Raw genomic sequence first — 15799 nt, 5'->3', positions numbered from 1 at the left:
GCGTCCGGGTCAGTCCTTTTGAACCGGGGGGTTCACATGCCGTACCGCCGCACGTCCCGTCGCCTCGTCGCGCTCGCCGCCCTGACCGCGCTCGCGGCCGCCGGGGGCCCGGTGGTCCTGCCCGCCGCCGCCACGCCCGCCGTACCGCGGCCGAGCACCGGAGCCGACGCCGAGGCGGCGCTGCCGAGGATTCCCACGGACGCCCACATCGTGAGCGGCGGCCCGGGCGGCTTCCTGATGCGGGTCACCAACAGCGGCGACGGGAAACGGGACCTGACCTGGACGCGCTATTCCGACGGCACCGTCACGCCGATGGCCTTCTGGGGGACCCTGGACCGGGAGACGGGCGCCATGTCGGACACCGTGGTCGAGCGGACGCAGCCCCTCCGCCTGCACCACATGGACACCGGCACCACCACCGAGGTGGACGTATGGGGGATGGGCTACGACTACCTCGGCGCCGTCGGCACGACCCTCGTCGCCCTGGGGCCCCGCCCGGGCAAGACGCCGCTGCTGCACCTGCTCGGCGACCCGCGCAAGGGGATGACCGACCGGCCGGTGAGCGGCCTGCCGCGCGGCATCCTCCGCTGGAGCGACAAGGTCGTGGCGTACGCGGACGGGGCCTTCGTCCTGGAGTACGCCACCGGCGACGAGGACCACGAGATCGTCCACCACGCGGTCGTCGACGTCGCCTCGGCACGCATCGTGCACACCTACCGCGTCTGGCGCTCCTGGGGCGACGTGGCCCTCTCCGGCACCCACATCGCCTGGATCGGCAGTGCCGACGGGGTGAAGGGCACGGTCGTCCGCACCGCCCGGCGGGACTCGCCGGCCGTCACGCTGACGCGACTGGGGAAACTCGGGGACGGGCCGTTCCTCGGTCTGATCGACGGCTGGTGGCTCGCCGGCGCGCAACGCGACGACGAGGCGGCCGACTACGCGCTCTACGCGCACCCGCTCGGCGGGGGAGCGCCCCGCAAGGTGCTGGACGAGGTGACCTGGCAGAGCCCTGGCCTGGCCCCGGGCGGGGCCCTCCTGGTCCAGGGCGGCACGGTGGCCCACGGCGAGGGCCTGTACCGCATCACCCGCGGCCCCGACGGCCTTCCGCACGCCGAGAAGGTCGCCACCACCGGCCGGCCCACCCGCGTGACCCTGGTCAGCAAGGACATACCCACCACCATCGACTTCGACCGCACCCCGGCCGCCACCCTGCGGTGGAAGCTGTCCCGCAACGGCGTCCGCACCACGTTCGTGCTGCGGAACCTGCGGACCGGCCGGAGCGGCACCTACCACGACACGGACATCGACCAGCCGGAGGAGACCGGCGACGGCTCCTACGCCCTGCACTGGGGCGGGGTGCTGTACACCGGCATGGTGCCGACGCCGGCCCCCAACGGCGCGTACGAATGGCAGCTCACCGCCGAGCCCCGGGACGGCATCGGACCCGCCCTGGTCGCCACGGGCCGCCTCACCGTGCGCCGGGCCCCGGCCCCGCACGACCTGACCGACGACGGCACCCCCGACCTCCTCGCCCGCACCCGCGAGGGCCGCCTGATCGCCCAGAACACCTTCTACGACGGTCACGTGGACGTCGGCTGGCCGCCCCTGCAGACCGACCTCGGCTCGTCGTGGGGCAGGTACACCGCGCTCGTGAGCGCCGGGAACGCCGGCGGCAGCCGCCACACCGACCTGCTGGCCCGGGACGGGGCGGGCGTGCTCTGGCTGTACACGGGCAAGGGCGACGGGAAGTTCGCCGCCCGCAGCAAGGTGGGAGCGGGCTGGAACGCGTACGACGAGCTCACCGCGGGCGGCGACCTGACCGGCGACGGCCGTGCCGACCTGCTGGCCCGCGGCAAGGACGGCGTGCTGTGGCTGTACCCGGGCACCGGCTCGGCGGACGCCCCCTACCGGACCCGCAAGCGCATCGGCTCGGGCTGGAACCGGTACGACGCTCTGGTCTCCGCCGGGAACGTCGCCGGTGGCGCGGCGGGCGACCTGCTCGCCCGGGACCGCGCCGGGGTCCTGTGGCTCTACCGGGGCCGCGGCGACGGGACCTTCGGTACCCGGACCCGCGTGGGCTCCGGCTGGGACAGGTACCGGGACCTGGTGGCCTGGGGCGACGCCGACCGCGACGGGACCCCCGACCTCTACGCCCGCGACACGTCCGGCAGGAGCTGGCTGTACCGGGGCACCGGAAGCCCCGCGGCGCCCTTCCGGAGCCGCAGCCGCCTGGGCGACCCCTTCCCGGCCGGCGGGCACGAGTGCACCGAGATCCTGTGACGCCCGGAGATTCCGGGGGGGGGGGGGGCGGTCGACGGACGGCCCGTGCTCTCGGGCTGCGGCAGCGGGTAGGCGGGTGCCCGGGCACGGGCCGTCCTGATCACCCCGCCACGGGCAGGCACTCGGCCAGCAGGCCGACGATGTCCTGCCAGGCGCGCTGCGCATGCCGAGGGTGGTGGCCGACGCCGGGGACCGTCGGATGGTCGACCGGCGGGTGGTGGAAGGCGTGCAGGGCGCCGCCGTAGACCACCAGGCGCCAGTCCACGCCCGCGGCCTGCATCTCGGCCGTGAACGCCTCTCGCTGCGCGGGCGGCATGATCGGGTCCTCCGAGCCGACCCCGGCCCACACCGGGCAGCGGATGCGGGCGGCCTCGCCGGGGCGGCCGGTGGTCAGGGCGTTGACGGTCCCGATCGCGCGCAGGTCGACGCCGTCCCGGCCGAGTTCCAACGCGATCGCGCCGCCGGTGCCGTAGCCGACGGCAGCGATCCGGTCGGGGTCGGTCCGCGGTTCGGTGCGCAGCACCTCCAGCGCCGCACGGCCGATGTCCCGCATCCGGCCGGTGTCGTCGAGCAGGGGCAGACAACGGCCCAGCATCTCCTCTGAATCGCTCAGATACCGCCCGCCGTGGATGTCGAAGGCGAGGGCCACGTACCCGAGTTCGGCCAGCGCGTCGGCCCGGCGCCGCTCGACGTCGCTGAGCCCGGTACCCTCCGGGCCGAGCAGCACCGCCGGCCGGCGACCGGCACCGGCCGGGAGCGCGAGGTGCCCGATCATCGTCAGACCGTCGGCCGGGTAGGAGACCGTGCGCGTGGTGATCGTCGTCATGGGTCCCGACGGTAATGACCGTCAGGCGCAGCCGGACCCGGGTTCACCGCCGGCAGAACAGCGCGGGTGGACCGCAGCCCGCGCCGCCCGCTGCCTCCGGGCGCCGGCCACTCTCGGGTACGGCCGCCGTGTCGCCTGCCGCGCGCCGGGTAGGAGCCCGGTGCGGGGTGTGGTCCCGGCCCTCCTGGCTGCGACGGGGGCCGCATCCCGCCCGCCTCGGAGGCGCCCGCGCGGGGGCCCTCGGCCAGGAACGGAGGAAACCGCGGCGCGTACGTCCGGCGGAGCCGGGTAGCAGCCCGCCGTGGACGAGACGACCGGATGGAAGCCCGGCGAGGTCATGCCGCAGAGCGGCATCTACGCCTGCGACTGCGGCAAGGAACACCTCTGGAGCAAGAGCACCGACGTGCGCGGTCACCGGTTCCCTCCCCTGCCCTATGACTGCGCGGGGCAGGCCTGGACGCTGCGCACCGAAGCCCACCCCGGCACCGGCTGACGGCGGCCGTGCGGCTGCGCACCAGCGACCCCCACGCGCCGGGCTGGCGCCGGGTGCCCCCGGCCGGGGCTTCCGCCTCCACTTTCCCGCCAAGTCCGGCAAGGACATCAGCCGGACCCTCGTCGACGAGCAGGCCCACGCGGTGGTCCGGGCGCTGCTCCGGCGCAAGGATCCGGGTCGGCGGCTGTTCGCGTACTGGGAGCACGGCGCCTGGCACGAGGTCCGTGCCGAGGAGCTGAACGACTACCTGCGCGAGCTCGCCGGGGTCGACGTGACCGCCAAGGACTTCCGGACCTGGTACGCCACGGTGTTGGCGGCGGTCGCCCTGGCGGTGTCCGAAACCACCTCCGACGCCCCGAAGGCCCGCCGCGGCAAGGTCGTGGCCCGCGCCGTCCGCGAGGTGAGCGGGTAGCTGGGCAACACGCCGGCCGTGTGCCAGGCCTCATACATCGACCCGCGGGTCATCGAGCTCTACGAGGACGGCACGACCATCGCCCCCGCCCTCGGTGACCTGGGCGCGGACCAGCTCTTCGGCGAGCCCGCGACCCACGGGGCCGTCGAGGACGCAGTCCTGGACCTCCTGCCCGCCGACCGGCGGTGACCTGCCCCGGTCAGGTGCGCAGCTGGGCGAGCTGGTGGTTCATCTCGGCCATGAACCGCACGACGACGTGCAGTTCGTCGGCGCTGAACGAGGCGCGGGCGGCATCGGTGGAGCGGGCCAGCGGGCGGAAGTAGGCGCGTGCGGCGTCGCGGCCCGCCCGGGTGTAGTGCAGGTGGACCACCCGGCGGTCGTCGGCCGAGCGGACCCGGCGTACGTGACCGGCCTTCTCGAGCCGGTCCAGGCACGCCGTGACCGCGCCGGAGGTCAGGTTCATCCGGGTGCGCAGCCGCCCGGGTGTCATCGGCCCCGCTTCCTCGCGATCGGCGTCGAGTACGGCGATCAGCGCCTGTACATCGGTCAGATGCAGGCCCTGCGCATGCGCGAACTCCTGCGCGATCCGGTTGAAGTCGGCGTTCATCGCGCGCAGCAGCACGGCGAAGGCCTGCAACCCGATCGGGTCGTCGAGGGGAAGTACGTGCGGGGGGTCGTCAGCGCTGCGCATGGCACCAGCATAAGATCTCTCGATCATTGAGATACTTTGGCATTGAGCAATTGGAGGGGTGGCCCATGATCCGCACACCACGCTGGGCCCGATGGCTGGTACCCGTGGCACTGCTGGTGGTCTGGCTCGGCATCGGCGGCGCGCTGGGCCCGTACGCGGGCAAGCTCGGCGAGGTCGCCACCAACGACCAGGCGGCGTTCCTCCCGCAGAGCGCCGAATCGACCCGGGTCCTGGAGGCGCGCAAGGCCTTCGAGCGCTCCGAGTCGGTCCCCGCGATCGTCGTCTGGCAGGCACCCGCCGGCAGCACGGCCACCGACGCGCAGCAGCAGGAAGCGACCAGGGCCGTCGCCGCGCTGGCCGGGAGCACCGGCATCACCGGACCGCCGTCACCCGCCGTGCGCTCCGGGGACGGCGCGGCGCTCCAGGCCGTCGTGCCCCTCGCCCCCGACCTCGGCGAAGACCTCCCCGATGTCCTGGACCGGGTACGCACGGCCGTCACCTCCGTACCAGGGCTGACCGCGCAGATCGCCGGACCCGCCGCCACCCAGGCAGACCTCGCGGACGCCTTCGCCGGCATCGACGGCCTCCTGCTGGGTGTCGCGCTCGGCGTGGTCCTGGTGATCCTGCTGTTGGTCTACCGCAGCCTGCTGCTGCCCCTCGTGATCATCATCAGCGCCGTCTTCGCCCTCGGTCTCGCCTGCGCCGTCGTCTACGCCCTGGCCGCCCACGGCGTCGTACGCGTCGACGGCCAGGTCCAGGGCATCCTGTCCATCCTCGTCATCGGAGCGGCGACGGACTACGCACTGCTGCTGGCCGCCCGCTTCCGGGAAGAACTCGCGGTCCGGGGCGACCGCACGGCCGCAGCCGCGGCCTCGGTACGACGCTCCGCCGGGGCCGTCACGGCCAGCGCCGCCACCGTGGCCCTCGGCCTGCTCGCGCTCCTCGCCAGCGACCTGACCAACAACAGGGCCCTCGGTCCGGTCGGCGCCATCGGCATCGTCTGTTCGCTGCTGGCCGCCCTGACCTTCCTCCCCGCCGTCCTCGCCCTCCTCGGCCCCGCGGCGTTCTGGCCCGCCACGCCCAAAGCCGCCGACGCCACGGCCGAAGGCCACCGCATCTGGCGCCGCGTCGCCGGCCTGATCGACCGACGCCCGCGCCGGATCTGGGTGTCGACGGCCCTGCTCATGCTGGTGCTGGCGGCCTTCGCCCCCACGCTGTCCTCCCGGGGCGTGCCCCTCGACGAGATCTTCGTCAAGGACGCACCCTCCGTCGCCGCCCAGGAAACCCTCAGCAGGCACTTCCCCGGGGGCTCCGGCCAACCCGCGGTGATCATCGCCGATGCCGCCAGGGCCCAGGAGGTGCAGGCGGCCGCCCGGGCCACGGACGGCGTCGCCGCCGTTACGACGGCCACCGCTTCCGGGCGGCCCGGCGGGGAGCCCCTGGTCGTGGCGGGCCGGACCCGCATCGACGCCACCCTCACCGCAGCCGCCGACAGCGCGCAGGCGAAGCGGACCGTCCGGGAACTGCGCACCCGCCTCCACGCCGTATCCGGCGCACACGCCCTGGTCGGCGGCTACACCGCCCAGCAGTACGACACCGAACGCACCGCCGCCGAAGACCGCACCCTGATCGTCCCCGTCGTCCTGGCCATCATCCTGCTCATCCTCGTCCTGCTCCTGCGCTCCGTCCTGATCCCCGTCCTGCTGGTGGCGACGGTCGCCCTGAACTTCCTGGCCACGCTCGGCGTCTCCGCGCTCGTCTTCCAGCACCTGCTCGGCTTCAGCGGGACCGACGCCTCCGTACCCCTGTACGGCTTCGTCTTCCTGGTCGCCCTCGGCGTCGACTACAACATCTTCCTGATGTCCCGGGTACGCGAGGAAAGCCTGGCCCACGGCGTCCGCCAGGGTGTCCTGCGCGGCCTCACCACCACCGGCGGGGTCATCACCTCGGCCGGGGTCGTCCTCGCCGCCACCTTCGCGGCCCTCATGGTCATCCCGCTCGCCTTCCTCGTCCAGATCGCCTTCATCGTCGCCTTCGGCGTCCTCCTCGACACGCTCGTCGTACGCTCCCTCCTCGTCCCCGCCCTCGTCATCGACATCGGCCCGCGCAGCTGGTGGCCCGGCTCGCTCTCCCGCGGGGCCCCCACCGGCCGCGGCGAGGAACACGCCTGAGGGCCTTGCAGGGCCCGCCGCGCGTGGCGGACCCCGGCCCCGCCTCGCGCGCTCCGTCCCTCGGCCAGCGCCCCCGGTGCGCCCCCGCACGCCCCTCCGCCGCCCTTGATCATCCCCGGAACAGCGCGGTGAAGTGGTGCCCGGACGGCGACCCGACCGGGCCGCCGGCGGCCCGAGGGACGGGGATCGGCATGACGGACGCGGACAGCGGCGCCTCGGCACGGGGCAGCGCGGAGGGCAGCACGGCCGCGGTTCCGGCCAGCCAGGGTTGGCGGCGCGCCGTGGTGATCGGCGGCGGCTACGCGGGCCTGCTGGCGGCCCGGGTCCTGGCCGACCACTTCGCCGAGGTCCTGGTCCTGGAGCGGGACGCGGTCGACCACACGACCGGTGCACACCCCAGCGCGCCGCAGTCGTACCACGCGCACGCGATGCTGGCCAAGGGCGCCGAGAAGCTGGAGCTGCTGTTCCCGGGCCTGCGCGCGGAGTTGGAGCAGCTGGGTGCGCCCGTGTACGACTACGGCGAGCGGATCAGCTTCCTGCTGCCCACCGGCTACGCCGTGCGCACCACCACCGGAGTGCGGGTCCAGTCCTTCACCCGCGACGAGCTGGAGCGCCGGATCCGCGCCCGGGTGCTCGACCTGGCGCGCGTCGAGGTGGTGGGCGAGGCCCGGGTCCAGGGCCTGGGCACGGGCCCGGACGGCCGCATCGAGAAGGTCCGCTACCGCGCCGGGGAGGGCGGGGAGCAGGAGGTCACCGCCGATCTCGTCGTGGACGCCTCCGGCCGCACCACCTCGATCGACGACTGGCTCAGCGCCTCCGGACTGCCGGTCTCGGCGCGGAACACGGTGAAGGCGAAGATCACCTACACCACGATGGTCTTCGACCGCACCCCCGAGGAGAAGGACTACGACATCGCCTACCAGATGACCTTCGCCCCCTCGGTGCGCCGCGGCGGCGTGCTGCTCGCGGTGGAACACGGCCGCTGGGTCTGCTCGTTGTTCGGATTCGAGCAGCAGCCGCCCACCGACCCGGACGGTTTCCTGGACTACGCCCGCAGTCTCGACAATCCCGAGCTGGCCGAGCAGATCGCCCGCCGCAGCCGAGAGGACGAGCTGCACCGCTACACCAACCTCGGCAGCACCTGGCGCCTGCACCACCGCAACTCCGGCTGGCCGGAGGGGCTGATCGCGATCGGCGACGCGCTCTGCGTCTTCAACCCGGTCTACGGACAGGGGCTGACCGTCCCCGCCATCGAGGCCGACGCCCTCGGCTCGCTGCTGCGCCGCCGCCGTGCCACCGGCGCGGGCCTGGCCGGCCTGAGCCGGGAGTACCTGCGGGCGGCGGCCGCGATCATCAAGGTGCCGTGGTCGCTGTCCACCACCTCGGACCTGATGTGGAGCCCGGCCGGCCAGCCACGGTCCGCCCGCTTCGCCCACTGGTACAACCAGCAGGTCTTCGCCCTGGCCCGGCACGACGCCGACGTCTGGACCCGCTTCGTCAAGGTGGCCAACATGACCGCCCCGTCCTCGCTCCTGATGCACCCCTCGGTCCTCGCCAAGATCGCCCGCCAGACCCTCACCCGCCGCCCACAGCACGCGCGTTGACCGCGACGGGTACGCGGCCCGGCGCGAGGTGTCCCGGGAGGCCGTACCCGGCCACGCCGGGCAGGAGCGCCGGCCGCCGACTCGACGCCACCGCACCGGTGCTCAGGGAGCCGGCCGGGTCAGCCAGGCGCGGAGGCGGTCCTCGCAGTGTGCGATCAGACGCGTGTCCACGCGCTCGTCCTGCTTGTGGGCGAGCAGCGGGTCGCCGGGGCCGTAGTTGACGGCCGGCACGCCCAGGGCGCTGAACCGTGCGACGTCGGTCCACCCCAGTTTGGCCGTCGCCGTGCCGCCGACCGCGGTCATGAAGGCGACGGCCGCCGGGTGCGAGAGGCCCGGCAGGGCTCCGGCCGCCGCGTTGCCCACCGTGATCTCCTCGACCCCGCAGTCCGCGAAGGTCTCCCGAACGTGCGCCAGCGCGTCCTGGGGAGTGCGGTCGGGGGCGTAGCGGAAGGTGACGGTGATGGTGCACGCATCCGGGACGACGTTGTTCGCGACCCCGCCCTCGATCCGCACGGCATTGAGCCCTTCGTGGTACTCGAGGCCTTCGATGACCGGCCGGCGCGGCCGGTAGGTCGCCAGCCGGGCGAGGACCGGAGCCGCGGCGTGGATCGCGTTCGAACCCGTCCAGCTGCGCGCGGAGTGCGCCCGTACCCCGGCCGTCCGGAGCAGCACCCGCAGGATCCCCTGGCAACCGCCCTCCACCTGCCCGCCGGTGGGCTCCAGGAGCACCGCGAAGTCGCAGCCCAGCCAGTCCGGGTGGGCCTCGGCGATCCGGCCGAGGCCGTTGAGGTGCGCCTTCGCCTCCTCATGCTCGTAGAAGACGAAGGTCAGGTCGCGGCCGGGCTCGGGGACGGTGGCCGCGATCCGCAGCTGGACCGCCACACCGGACTTCATGTCCGAGGTGCCGCAGCCCCACAGGACCCCGTCCTCGTCCAGCCGCGAGGGCAGGTTGTCCGCGAGGGGCACCGTGTCGAGATGGCCGGCGAGCACCACCCGCTCGGCCCGGCCGAGGAAGGTGCGGGCCACGACCGAGTTCCCGTACCGGTCCACGGTCAGGTGCGGAAGCGTGCGCAGCGCCCGCTCGACGGCATCGGCGATGGGCTTCTCGTCACCGCTCACCGAGGGGATGTCGACGAGCCGGGCGGTGAGTTCGGCGGCGTCCAGGCCCAGGTCCAACACCGCCGCCTGCTCAGGGATGATCGTCATGAAGCGACCCTAGAGGTCCGCCGCGTCGGCCAGTGATGGGCCCCGGTCACGTCCAGGTCGTCGACACGCTGTCGCGCGATCACCGAGCCGATCGTGCCGCCATGTCGAACCACCTTGTAGGGGCTGGGGGTTGAGATGGCAACTGTTGACGATGTGCCGTAACCCTAGGCCGGGAGGATCGTTCCTTCATGTGTCGCACGGCATGCACCGCCCCCCTGCGGTAGCGCGACGCGGGCCTGGGTGGGCCGTCCCCCCGACTACCCGGGCCCCTTCCCCACGAACACCCGCGACGAGCCGGCCACCACGCCCCGCCGCGCCGGGCTGTGAGACGATCTTCCGTACAGTCAGGGCCAGTTCGCTCCTCGGTTCCCTCCACGGCGGGAGAAGCATGCAGATCGCCATCCGAGCACAGGACGACGCCGGGCGGGCCGGCACGGACGACCTGAGGGGCTGGCTGGTCCGGCAGCAGGACCTGCGGGGCCGCGTGAAGCGGGGCTCCGCGGCGACGGCCGAGCGCGGAACGATGGGCACGCCCACGGAGTGGGTGACCGTGCTGCTGGCACCCGGCGGCGTCGCCACCGTGCTGGCGGCCGCCGTGGTCGCCTGGGTGCAGAACCGCAGGGGCAGCCAGACGGTCACGCTCACCCGGCCGGACGGCACCGAGGTCACCGTGACGTCCGAGCGGGTCAAGGGCCTGACCGCCCAGCAGACCGGCGACCTCGCCCAACAGATCGCCGCCCTCCTGGGCACGCCCGCGCCCGCCGGGCCCCCGGAGCAGGAACTGCCGCCCGCCGTCGCGCCCCGGGAAACGGGTGACGCACCTGGCCAGGAACCGGACGGCTCCGACACCCGGCGACGATGACCGCGTCGAGGCGGGCCGGTGACTTAGCCGGCCCGGGTGTCCGCGCCGTGGTCGTCGGCACCGGCGCCCACACGGGTGCCTCCGGCCTGGCCGCGCTGCCCAGCGTGGAAACCACCGTCCGCGACCTGGCCCGTGCCCTGCACGAGGTCTGCGGGATGGACCCCGCCCAGATCGAGCTCATCCTGGATCCGGCCGACGACGGCCAGGTGATCGAGGCGGTCGAACGCGCCGCCGCCGGCGCCCGCGGTCCGGTGCTCTTCGTCTTCGTCGGGCACGGCCTGCTGGGCCCGCAGGACCAGCTGTACCTGGCGACCTCGGCCAGCGCCGCCGGCAGCGTGGCACGATCGGCCTCCTACCGGGTCATCAGGGACACGCTCAGCGACAGCGGGACGCGGGCCGTGGTGGTGCTGGACTGCTGCTTCTCGGGCCTCGCGGAGACCGCGTCCACGGGATCCGCCCGGGACCCCTACGCCGGGGCACGGCCCGACGGCAGCTTCCTGCTGACCTCCGCCTCGCTCTACGAGGTCGCGTTCGCGCCACCGGACGAGCCCCACACCCTCTTCACCGGGAAGCTGCTGCGCCTGCTCCGCGAGGGCGACCCCTCCGCCCCCGCCTGGCTCACCCTGGACGGCGCCTACGCCCACCTCGACCGGGTCTTCCAGGACGGACCGGCCCGCCCGCACCGCCAGAGCGAAGGGCGCGTCGGCGAGACCGTCATCGCCGCGAACCCGGCGTACCCGTCACCCGCCGCGTCACTGCCCGCCCCGGTGCATCCGGCGGACGGCACCACCTGCCCGTATCCCGGCATGGAGGCCTTCCGCGCCGAGGACCACCGGCGGTTCTTCGGGCGCGAGCCCCTGGTCGAGGACCTTCTCGACGAGGTGAGCGGCGCCGGGCGCCCGGCGGAAGGCGGCGGGCCGCCACCGCTCGTCCTGGTCGGGGCCTCCGGCGTCGGCAAGTCCTCCATCCTGCGCGCCGGACTGCTCGCCGGGCTCGAACGGCGCTACGAGGCGGACCCCTCGACCGCCTGGCCCCCGCTGCTGCTGCCGGCTCCCGGACCGCATCCCCTGCTCGCCCTCGCCGACCTCTGGTCCAGGGCCTCAGGCCGGCCGCGGGCCGCGATCGAGCAGGAGCTGGCCGCCGGGCACCTGCCCGACGACGGGACCTGCCGGGTGCTGGTCGTCGACCAGTTCGAGGAGGTCTTCACCCGGTGCCGGGACGCGGCCGAGCGCGACCGGTTCCTCCGCGCCCTGTGCCCGGACGCCGCGACCGGCCCGCACGGCCAGGCCGGCGCGCCCCGCGTGGTCCTGGGACTGCGCGCCGACCACTACGGCAGTTGCCTCGAGCACCCGGCGCTGCGCCCCGCCCTGCGTACCCTGCACAACGTCTGGCCCATGGACGAAGCGGGGCTGCGCGCCGCGATCACCCGCCCCGCGCACGACGCCGGGTTGCGTCTGGAGGCCGGACTCGTCGACGTCCTGCTCCAGGACACCCGCGAGGGCGGCGGGCACGACCACGGCTCCGCCCTGCCGTTCCTGGCCCACGCCCTGCGCGAGACCTGGGTGCGCCGACGCGGGGCGACCCTGACCCTCGCCGGCTACGCCGCCACGGGCGGCATCTGGCAATCCGTGGCCCGTACCGCGGAGGCCATCCACCAGGAGCTCGACGCACCGGGCCGGACCGCCCTGCGGGAATTGCTGCTCGGCATGGTCACCCTCACCGGCGGGGGAGAGGAGGCCGTACGCCGCCGGATCGCCCTGGACGAACTGCTCGCGGACCGGACGGAGGCCCAGCGCGACACGGCCCTCGCCGTACGCGACCGGCTCGCCGGGGCCCGGCTGGTCACCATGGACCGCGACACGGCCCAGATATCCCACGAGGCGCTGCTGCGCGCCTGGCCCCGGCTGCGGAACTGGATCGAGGAGGACCGGGCCGCCCTGGTGACGCGGCAGCAGCTGACCGACGCCGCGCACGCCTGGGACCTGGCCGGACGCAGCCCCGAGTACTGCTACCGGGGCGCCCGGCTCGCCGCGGCCTCCGAGTGGTACGCCGGACAGAGCCACAACCGGCTGGTCGGCCCCCGCGAACGCGAGTTCCTGGCCGCCAGCGAGCAGCTGGCGAGCGAGGAACGGGACCGCGAACGAGCCCAGTTGGCGGCCGAACAGCGCCGCACGCACCGGCTGCGCCTGCTGCTCGGCGCCACCGGCGCCCTGCTGTGCCTGGCGCTCATCGCCGCGGGCCTGGCCCTCCAGCAACGCGCGCACGCCCGGGCCAACGGCGAGCAGGCACAGGATCGGCAACTCCAGGCCGCCGCCCGGGCCGACGTCGCCACCGACCCGAGGGCCGCCCTGCTGCTGGCGGTCGCCGCCCACCGCGAACACCCCACCCCGCAGAGCCGTGCCACGCTGATGGACGTCCTCGCCAGGACCCAGTACGAGGGATCCCTGAGCACGTTCGGCTGGGTGGACTCGCTCTCCTACAGCGACAACGGCCGGACCCTGGCGGTGGGCCAGTTCGACGGTGCGGTCAGCCTGTGGGACACCTCGAAAGGCGGGGATCCGAGCCGGCTCGCCGAGGTCGTGGCCCACACGAAGAGCTTCTTCGGGAACCCCGCGGTCTGGATCGGCGACGGCTCCTCGCTGCTCCTGACCGGCGCCGACTCCGACCGGTCCCTGGGGCGGTTCTCGCTCGCCGACCGCAGCCGCCCCCGGCCCGGGGGCCGCCACGCCCTGCCGATGCGCGGACTGTTGGAGGAGTCGGCGTTCAGTCCTGACGGCCGGATGCTGGTGACCTCCACCGTCGGGGAGACCGTGCTCTGGTCCCTGGCGCCCGGGGACGGGACCCCCCGCCTCCGCGCCCGGCTCCCGCAGCGGCGCAGCAACGTACAGGCGGCCGCGTTCGGCCCGGGTGCGGACCTCCTCGTCCTGGGGTGGCAGGACGGCACGGTGGACCTGTGGCACACCTCGGATCCCGGACACCCGCGACGCCTGGGCGCGCTGCAGGGCACCGGCGACGCGGTGCGCGCCCTGTGCCTCGGTCGCGACGGGACCGTCCTGGCCGTGGCCACGGAGGACTCCCAGGTCCGCCTGTGGGACGTCACCCGGGCCACCGGCGACCGTCCGACCGCGGTCACGGCCGGACCGGCGGCCGTGATCAGCGGTCATGCCGGGCCGGTCCGGGCGCTGGCGCTGAGCAGGGACGGACGCCGACTCGCGCTCGGCAGCACCGATCAGACGGCGACGGTATGGGACGTCTCCCGGATCCGACCGGTCCGTACCGCCGTCCTCAGCGGCCACGCAGCGCCGGTCACGGCCGTGACCTTCACACCCGACGGCTCCACCCTGGTCACCGGCGACCCGAGCGGGTCGGTGCGCTTCTGGTCGCTGACCGACCGGCTCACACCCGTCATCGCGGGGCGGCCCCTGACCCTGGCCGCCCCGGACTACTACCGCTACTTCGAGACGGCGGTGCCGTACGCCCTCGCCGCGGACGGGAGCACGCTGGCCCTGGCCACCAAGAAGCACGAACTGAGCCTGGTCGCCCTGACGGGAGCCCGGGCGGGCCGCCGGACGGGCACGGTACGGACCGACCCGCCGGGCAGCTTCTCGTACGAAGGGATCTGGCTCTCGCCGGACCGGAGCCGGCTGGCGGCGGAGGGGCCCAGGGGCACCCTCACGGTGTGGAACGTGCGAGACCCCGCCCGCCCCGCGGTCGAGTCCCGGCTCCGGGCCGGACCCGCCGACGCCTCCCTCCCCCTGGAGGTCGCGTTCCGCGGCGCGGTGATGGCGGTCGGCTCGCAGGGCGCGGCCACATTGTGGGACCTCTCCCAGAAAGGGCGGCCCCGTCGGGCCGGCACGGTCAAGATGGCGACGGACATCGCCACACCGGTCGTGCTGCCCGCCCCTCGGGGCTCTGTGCTGGCGGTGGACCGGTTCCTCTACGACGTCACCGTTCCCGGGCACCCGAAGCGGCTGGCCGAACTGCCGGCCCCGGACGGCGGCGACCTCGCTTCCGCCCAACCCCGCACGTTCTCCTCGGACGGCCGACTGCTGGTCGTCGGCCGGTACGGGGCGGACGGCGGGCTCCTCTATGACGTGTCGGCACCGGAGCGGCCCGTCTACCTCGGCGCGCTGCCGCAGAGCAACCGGGAGGGACCGTACGTCTTCGGCGGCGACGACACCTTCGTCATCGGTCCCGGCTCCGGGACCCAACTGCTGTACTGGGACGTGCGCGAGCCCGGCGATGCGCACATCGTCGCCTCGGCGACGCTGGCCAAGGCCCCCGGCGCCCTCGGCCTCTCGCCGGACGGCACCAAGCTGACCACGTACAACCTCCCGGGCGAAAGCATCGTCTGGAACATCTCCCGCCTCGCCGCGACGCTCCGCGACCCGGTCGCCCGCGCCTGCCGGCTCGCCGCCGGCAACCCGACCATCAAGGAGTGGCGCACCATAGCCCCCGGCGTCCCCTTCCGCAAGGTCTGCCCAGCCCTGGCCCCGGCCCCCTCCCCACCACCTCCTGGCAGCGCCCCCTACTTCCCCAGCCTCCCGACCCCGCTCCCAGCAGGCTGACGGGCCGCCCCCAACGTTCTCACTCAGGTGTGTCTGCCGACGGCAGGAACTGGGGCCGGAGCCCACCTGCACAGGCCAGCACTTCGGTCGCGGAAGAGTTCAAGAAGACCGTGAACGCGGACGAGCCGTCCACGGAGTCGATGAGACCGGTGAGGACGCGCTCTTCCCCGACCTGCCGGAGGATGTCGACCGACGCGGCCAGGCCCCCGACGGTGCGGCCACGCCGAGCAGCGCCCCGCAAACGTCTCGCGAACACCCCCGCGTGCCGGCCGGCGGGGACCAGACCGTCCCCGACACTGAAGGCACCTCCCGCAGCCAGGGCTTCACGGGCAGGTCCGCATGCCGGGGTCTGCTCGCCGAGCATCGCGACCAGCTCCTCGCGAGGAATGCTGCGCACCGGTACCCGAACGACCCACTCATCGCCCTGGTGTGACAACTGCCGCGCCTCCCCGGTGAGATCCCCGACTGCTTCGAGCTGCTTCCACCGCAGGCTACGTGGTGCAGACGGTGACGACTGCCGGGCCTCGGGCCACTGCCGGGTGGCGCGAGGTGCTGAGAGGCCGGATGGGCCGTCCAGCTGACGAGCCGACAAGGCAGCGACGTGACCGGGCTCACACCAACCTTCCGCGGGTTGCACGTGTCGGACAGGGCGGGAAACGGGATCCACCCGGGGCGAATCCGTCCGG

9 protein-coding genes and 1 pseudogene are annotated in these 15799 nt (G+C 74.1%); 7 read left to right on the top strand and 3 right to left on the bottom strand.

Features of this window, described 5'->3' with window-relative positions:
• The first annotated feature begins 36 nt into the window (after positions 1-36).
• The gene (locus AB0O40_RS12595) at positions 37-2280 is read left to right on the top strand and encodes a VCBS repeat-containing protein (RefSeq protein ID WP_365039079.1); all 2244 of its coding nucleotides are present in this window, start codon (positions 37-39) and stop codon (positions 2278-2280) included.
• Between the two features lie 100 nt (positions 2281-2380).
• Here AB0O40_RS12595 and AB0O40_RS12590 read toward each other — a convergent pair whose 3' ends face one another.
• Positions 2381-3106 carry a dienelactone hydrolase family protein gene (locus tag AB0O40_RS12590; protein WP_365039076.1) on the bottom strand — a complete coding sequence of 242 codons (726 nt, stop codon included), beginning with the start codon at positions 3104-3106 and terminating at the stop codon, positions 2381-2383.
• A 301-nt stretch (positions 3107-3407) separates the two neighbouring features.
• On the opposite strand from AB0O40_RS12590, the gene AB0O40_RS12585 reads away from it, so the two are divergent.
• Positions 3408-3599: a hypothetical protein gene (locus AB0O40_RS12585; protein ID WP_365039073.1), complete on the top strand. Its 192-nt coding sequence runs from the start codon at positions 3408-3410 to the stop codon at positions 3597-3599.
• 82 nt (positions 3600-3681) lie between these two features.
• Positions 3682-4200: pseudogene (locus AB0O40_RS12580) on the top strand (DNA topoisomerase IB); the annotation flags it as partial.
• 10 nt (positions 4201-4210) lie between these two features.
• Here AB0O40_RS12580 and AB0O40_RS12575 read toward each other — a convergent pair.
• On the bottom strand, positions 4211-4702 hold the full coding sequence (locus tag AB0O40_RS12575) for a MarR family transcriptional regulator (protein ID WP_365039070.1): 492 nt from the start codon (positions 4700-4702) through the stop codon (positions 4211-4213).
• 65 nt (positions 4703-4767) lie between these two features.
• On the opposite strand from AB0O40_RS12575, the gene AB0O40_RS12570 reads away from it, so the two are divergent.
• Positions 4768-6873, top strand: coding sequence for an MMPL family transporter (locus AB0O40_RS12570; RefSeq protein WP_365039067.1), 2106 nt, complete (start codon positions 4768-4770; stop codon positions 6871-6873).
• 191 nt (positions 6874-7064) lie between these two features.
• The gene (locus AB0O40_RS12565; protein WP_365039064.1) at positions 7065-8477 is read left to right on the top strand and encodes an FAD-dependent monooxygenase; all 1413 of its coding nucleotides are present in this window, start codon (positions 7065-7067) and stop codon (positions 8475-8477) included.
• A gap of 102 nt (positions 8478-8579) precedes the next feature.
• Here the strand turns inward: AB0O40_RS12565 and dapE are convergent, their stop codons facing one another.
• Positions 8580-9683 (bottom strand): succinyl-diaminopimelate desuccinylase, encoded by a 1104-nt coding sequence (gene dapE / locus AB0O40_RS12560; protein ID WP_365039061.1) that lies wholly within the window; start codon positions 9681-9683, stop codon positions 8580-8582.
• A 388-nt stretch (positions 9684-10071) separates the two neighbouring features.
• Here dapE and AB0O40_RS12555 point away from each other — a divergent pair, with 388 nt between their 5' ends.
• Positions 10072-10545 carry a hypothetical protein gene (locus AB0O40_RS12555; protein ID WP_365039058.1) on the top strand — a complete coding sequence of 158 codons (474 nt, stop codon included), beginning with the start codon at positions 10072-10074 and terminating at the stop codon, positions 10543-10545.
• The gene (locus tag AB0O40_RS12550) at positions 10542-15113 is read left to right on the top strand and encodes a hypothetical protein (RefSeq protein ID WP_365039055.1); all 4572 of its coding nucleotides are present in this window, start codon (positions 10542-10544) and stop codon (positions 15111-15113) included. The genes AB0O40_RS12555 and AB0O40_RS12550 overlap by 4 nt, the downstream gene beginning before the upstream one ends.
• The last annotated feature ends 686 nt before the right edge of the window (positions 15114-15799 follow it).

The sequence above is a fragment of the Streptomyces sp. NPDC089919 genome, assembly GCF_040684615.1.
Classification (GTDB): Bacteria; Actinomycetota; Actinomycetes; order Streptomycetales; family Streptomycetaceae; genus Streptomyces.
The sequence above is the reverse complement of the archived record's forward strand: the minus strand, read 5'-3'. Positions and strand labels throughout refer to the sequence as shown.

What these genes read in the sequence shown, in the direction of transcription:
- AB0O40_RS12595 (WP_365039079.1), top strand. Translation starts at nt 37, where the DNA reads ATGCCGTACCGCCGCACGTCCCGTCGCCTCGTCGCGCTCGCCGCCCTG.
- AB0O40_RS12590 (WP_365039076.1), bottom strand. Translation starts at nt 3,106, where the DNA reads ATGACGACGATCACCACGCGCACGGTCTCCTACCCGGCCGACGGTCTG.
- AB0O40_RS12575 (WP_365039070.1), bottom strand. Translation starts at nt 4,702, where the DNA reads ATGCGCAGCGCTGACGACCCCCCGCACGTACTTCCCCTCGACGACCCG.
- AB0O40_RS12565 (WP_365039064.1), top strand. Translation starts at nt 7,065, where the DNA reads ATGACGGACGCGGACAGCGGCGCCTCGGCACGGGGCAGCGCGGAGGGC.
- AB0O40_RS12550 (WP_365039055.1), top strand. Translation starts at nt 10,542, where the DNA reads ATGACCGCGTCGAGGCGGGCCGGTGACTTAGCCGGCCCGGGTGTCCGC.
- AB0O40_RS12570 (WP_365039067.1), top strand. Translation starts at nt 4,768, where the DNA reads ATGATCCGCACACCACGCTGGGCCCGATGGCTGGTACCCGTGGCACTG.
- dapE (WP_365039061.1), bottom strand. Translation starts at nt 9,683, where the DNA reads ATGACGATCATCCCTGAGCAGGCGGCGGTGTTGGACCTGGGCCTGGAC.
- AB0O40_RS12555 (WP_365039058.1), top strand. Translation starts at nt 10,072, where the DNA reads ATGCAGATCGCCATCCGAGCACAGGACGACGCCGGGCGGGCCGGCACG.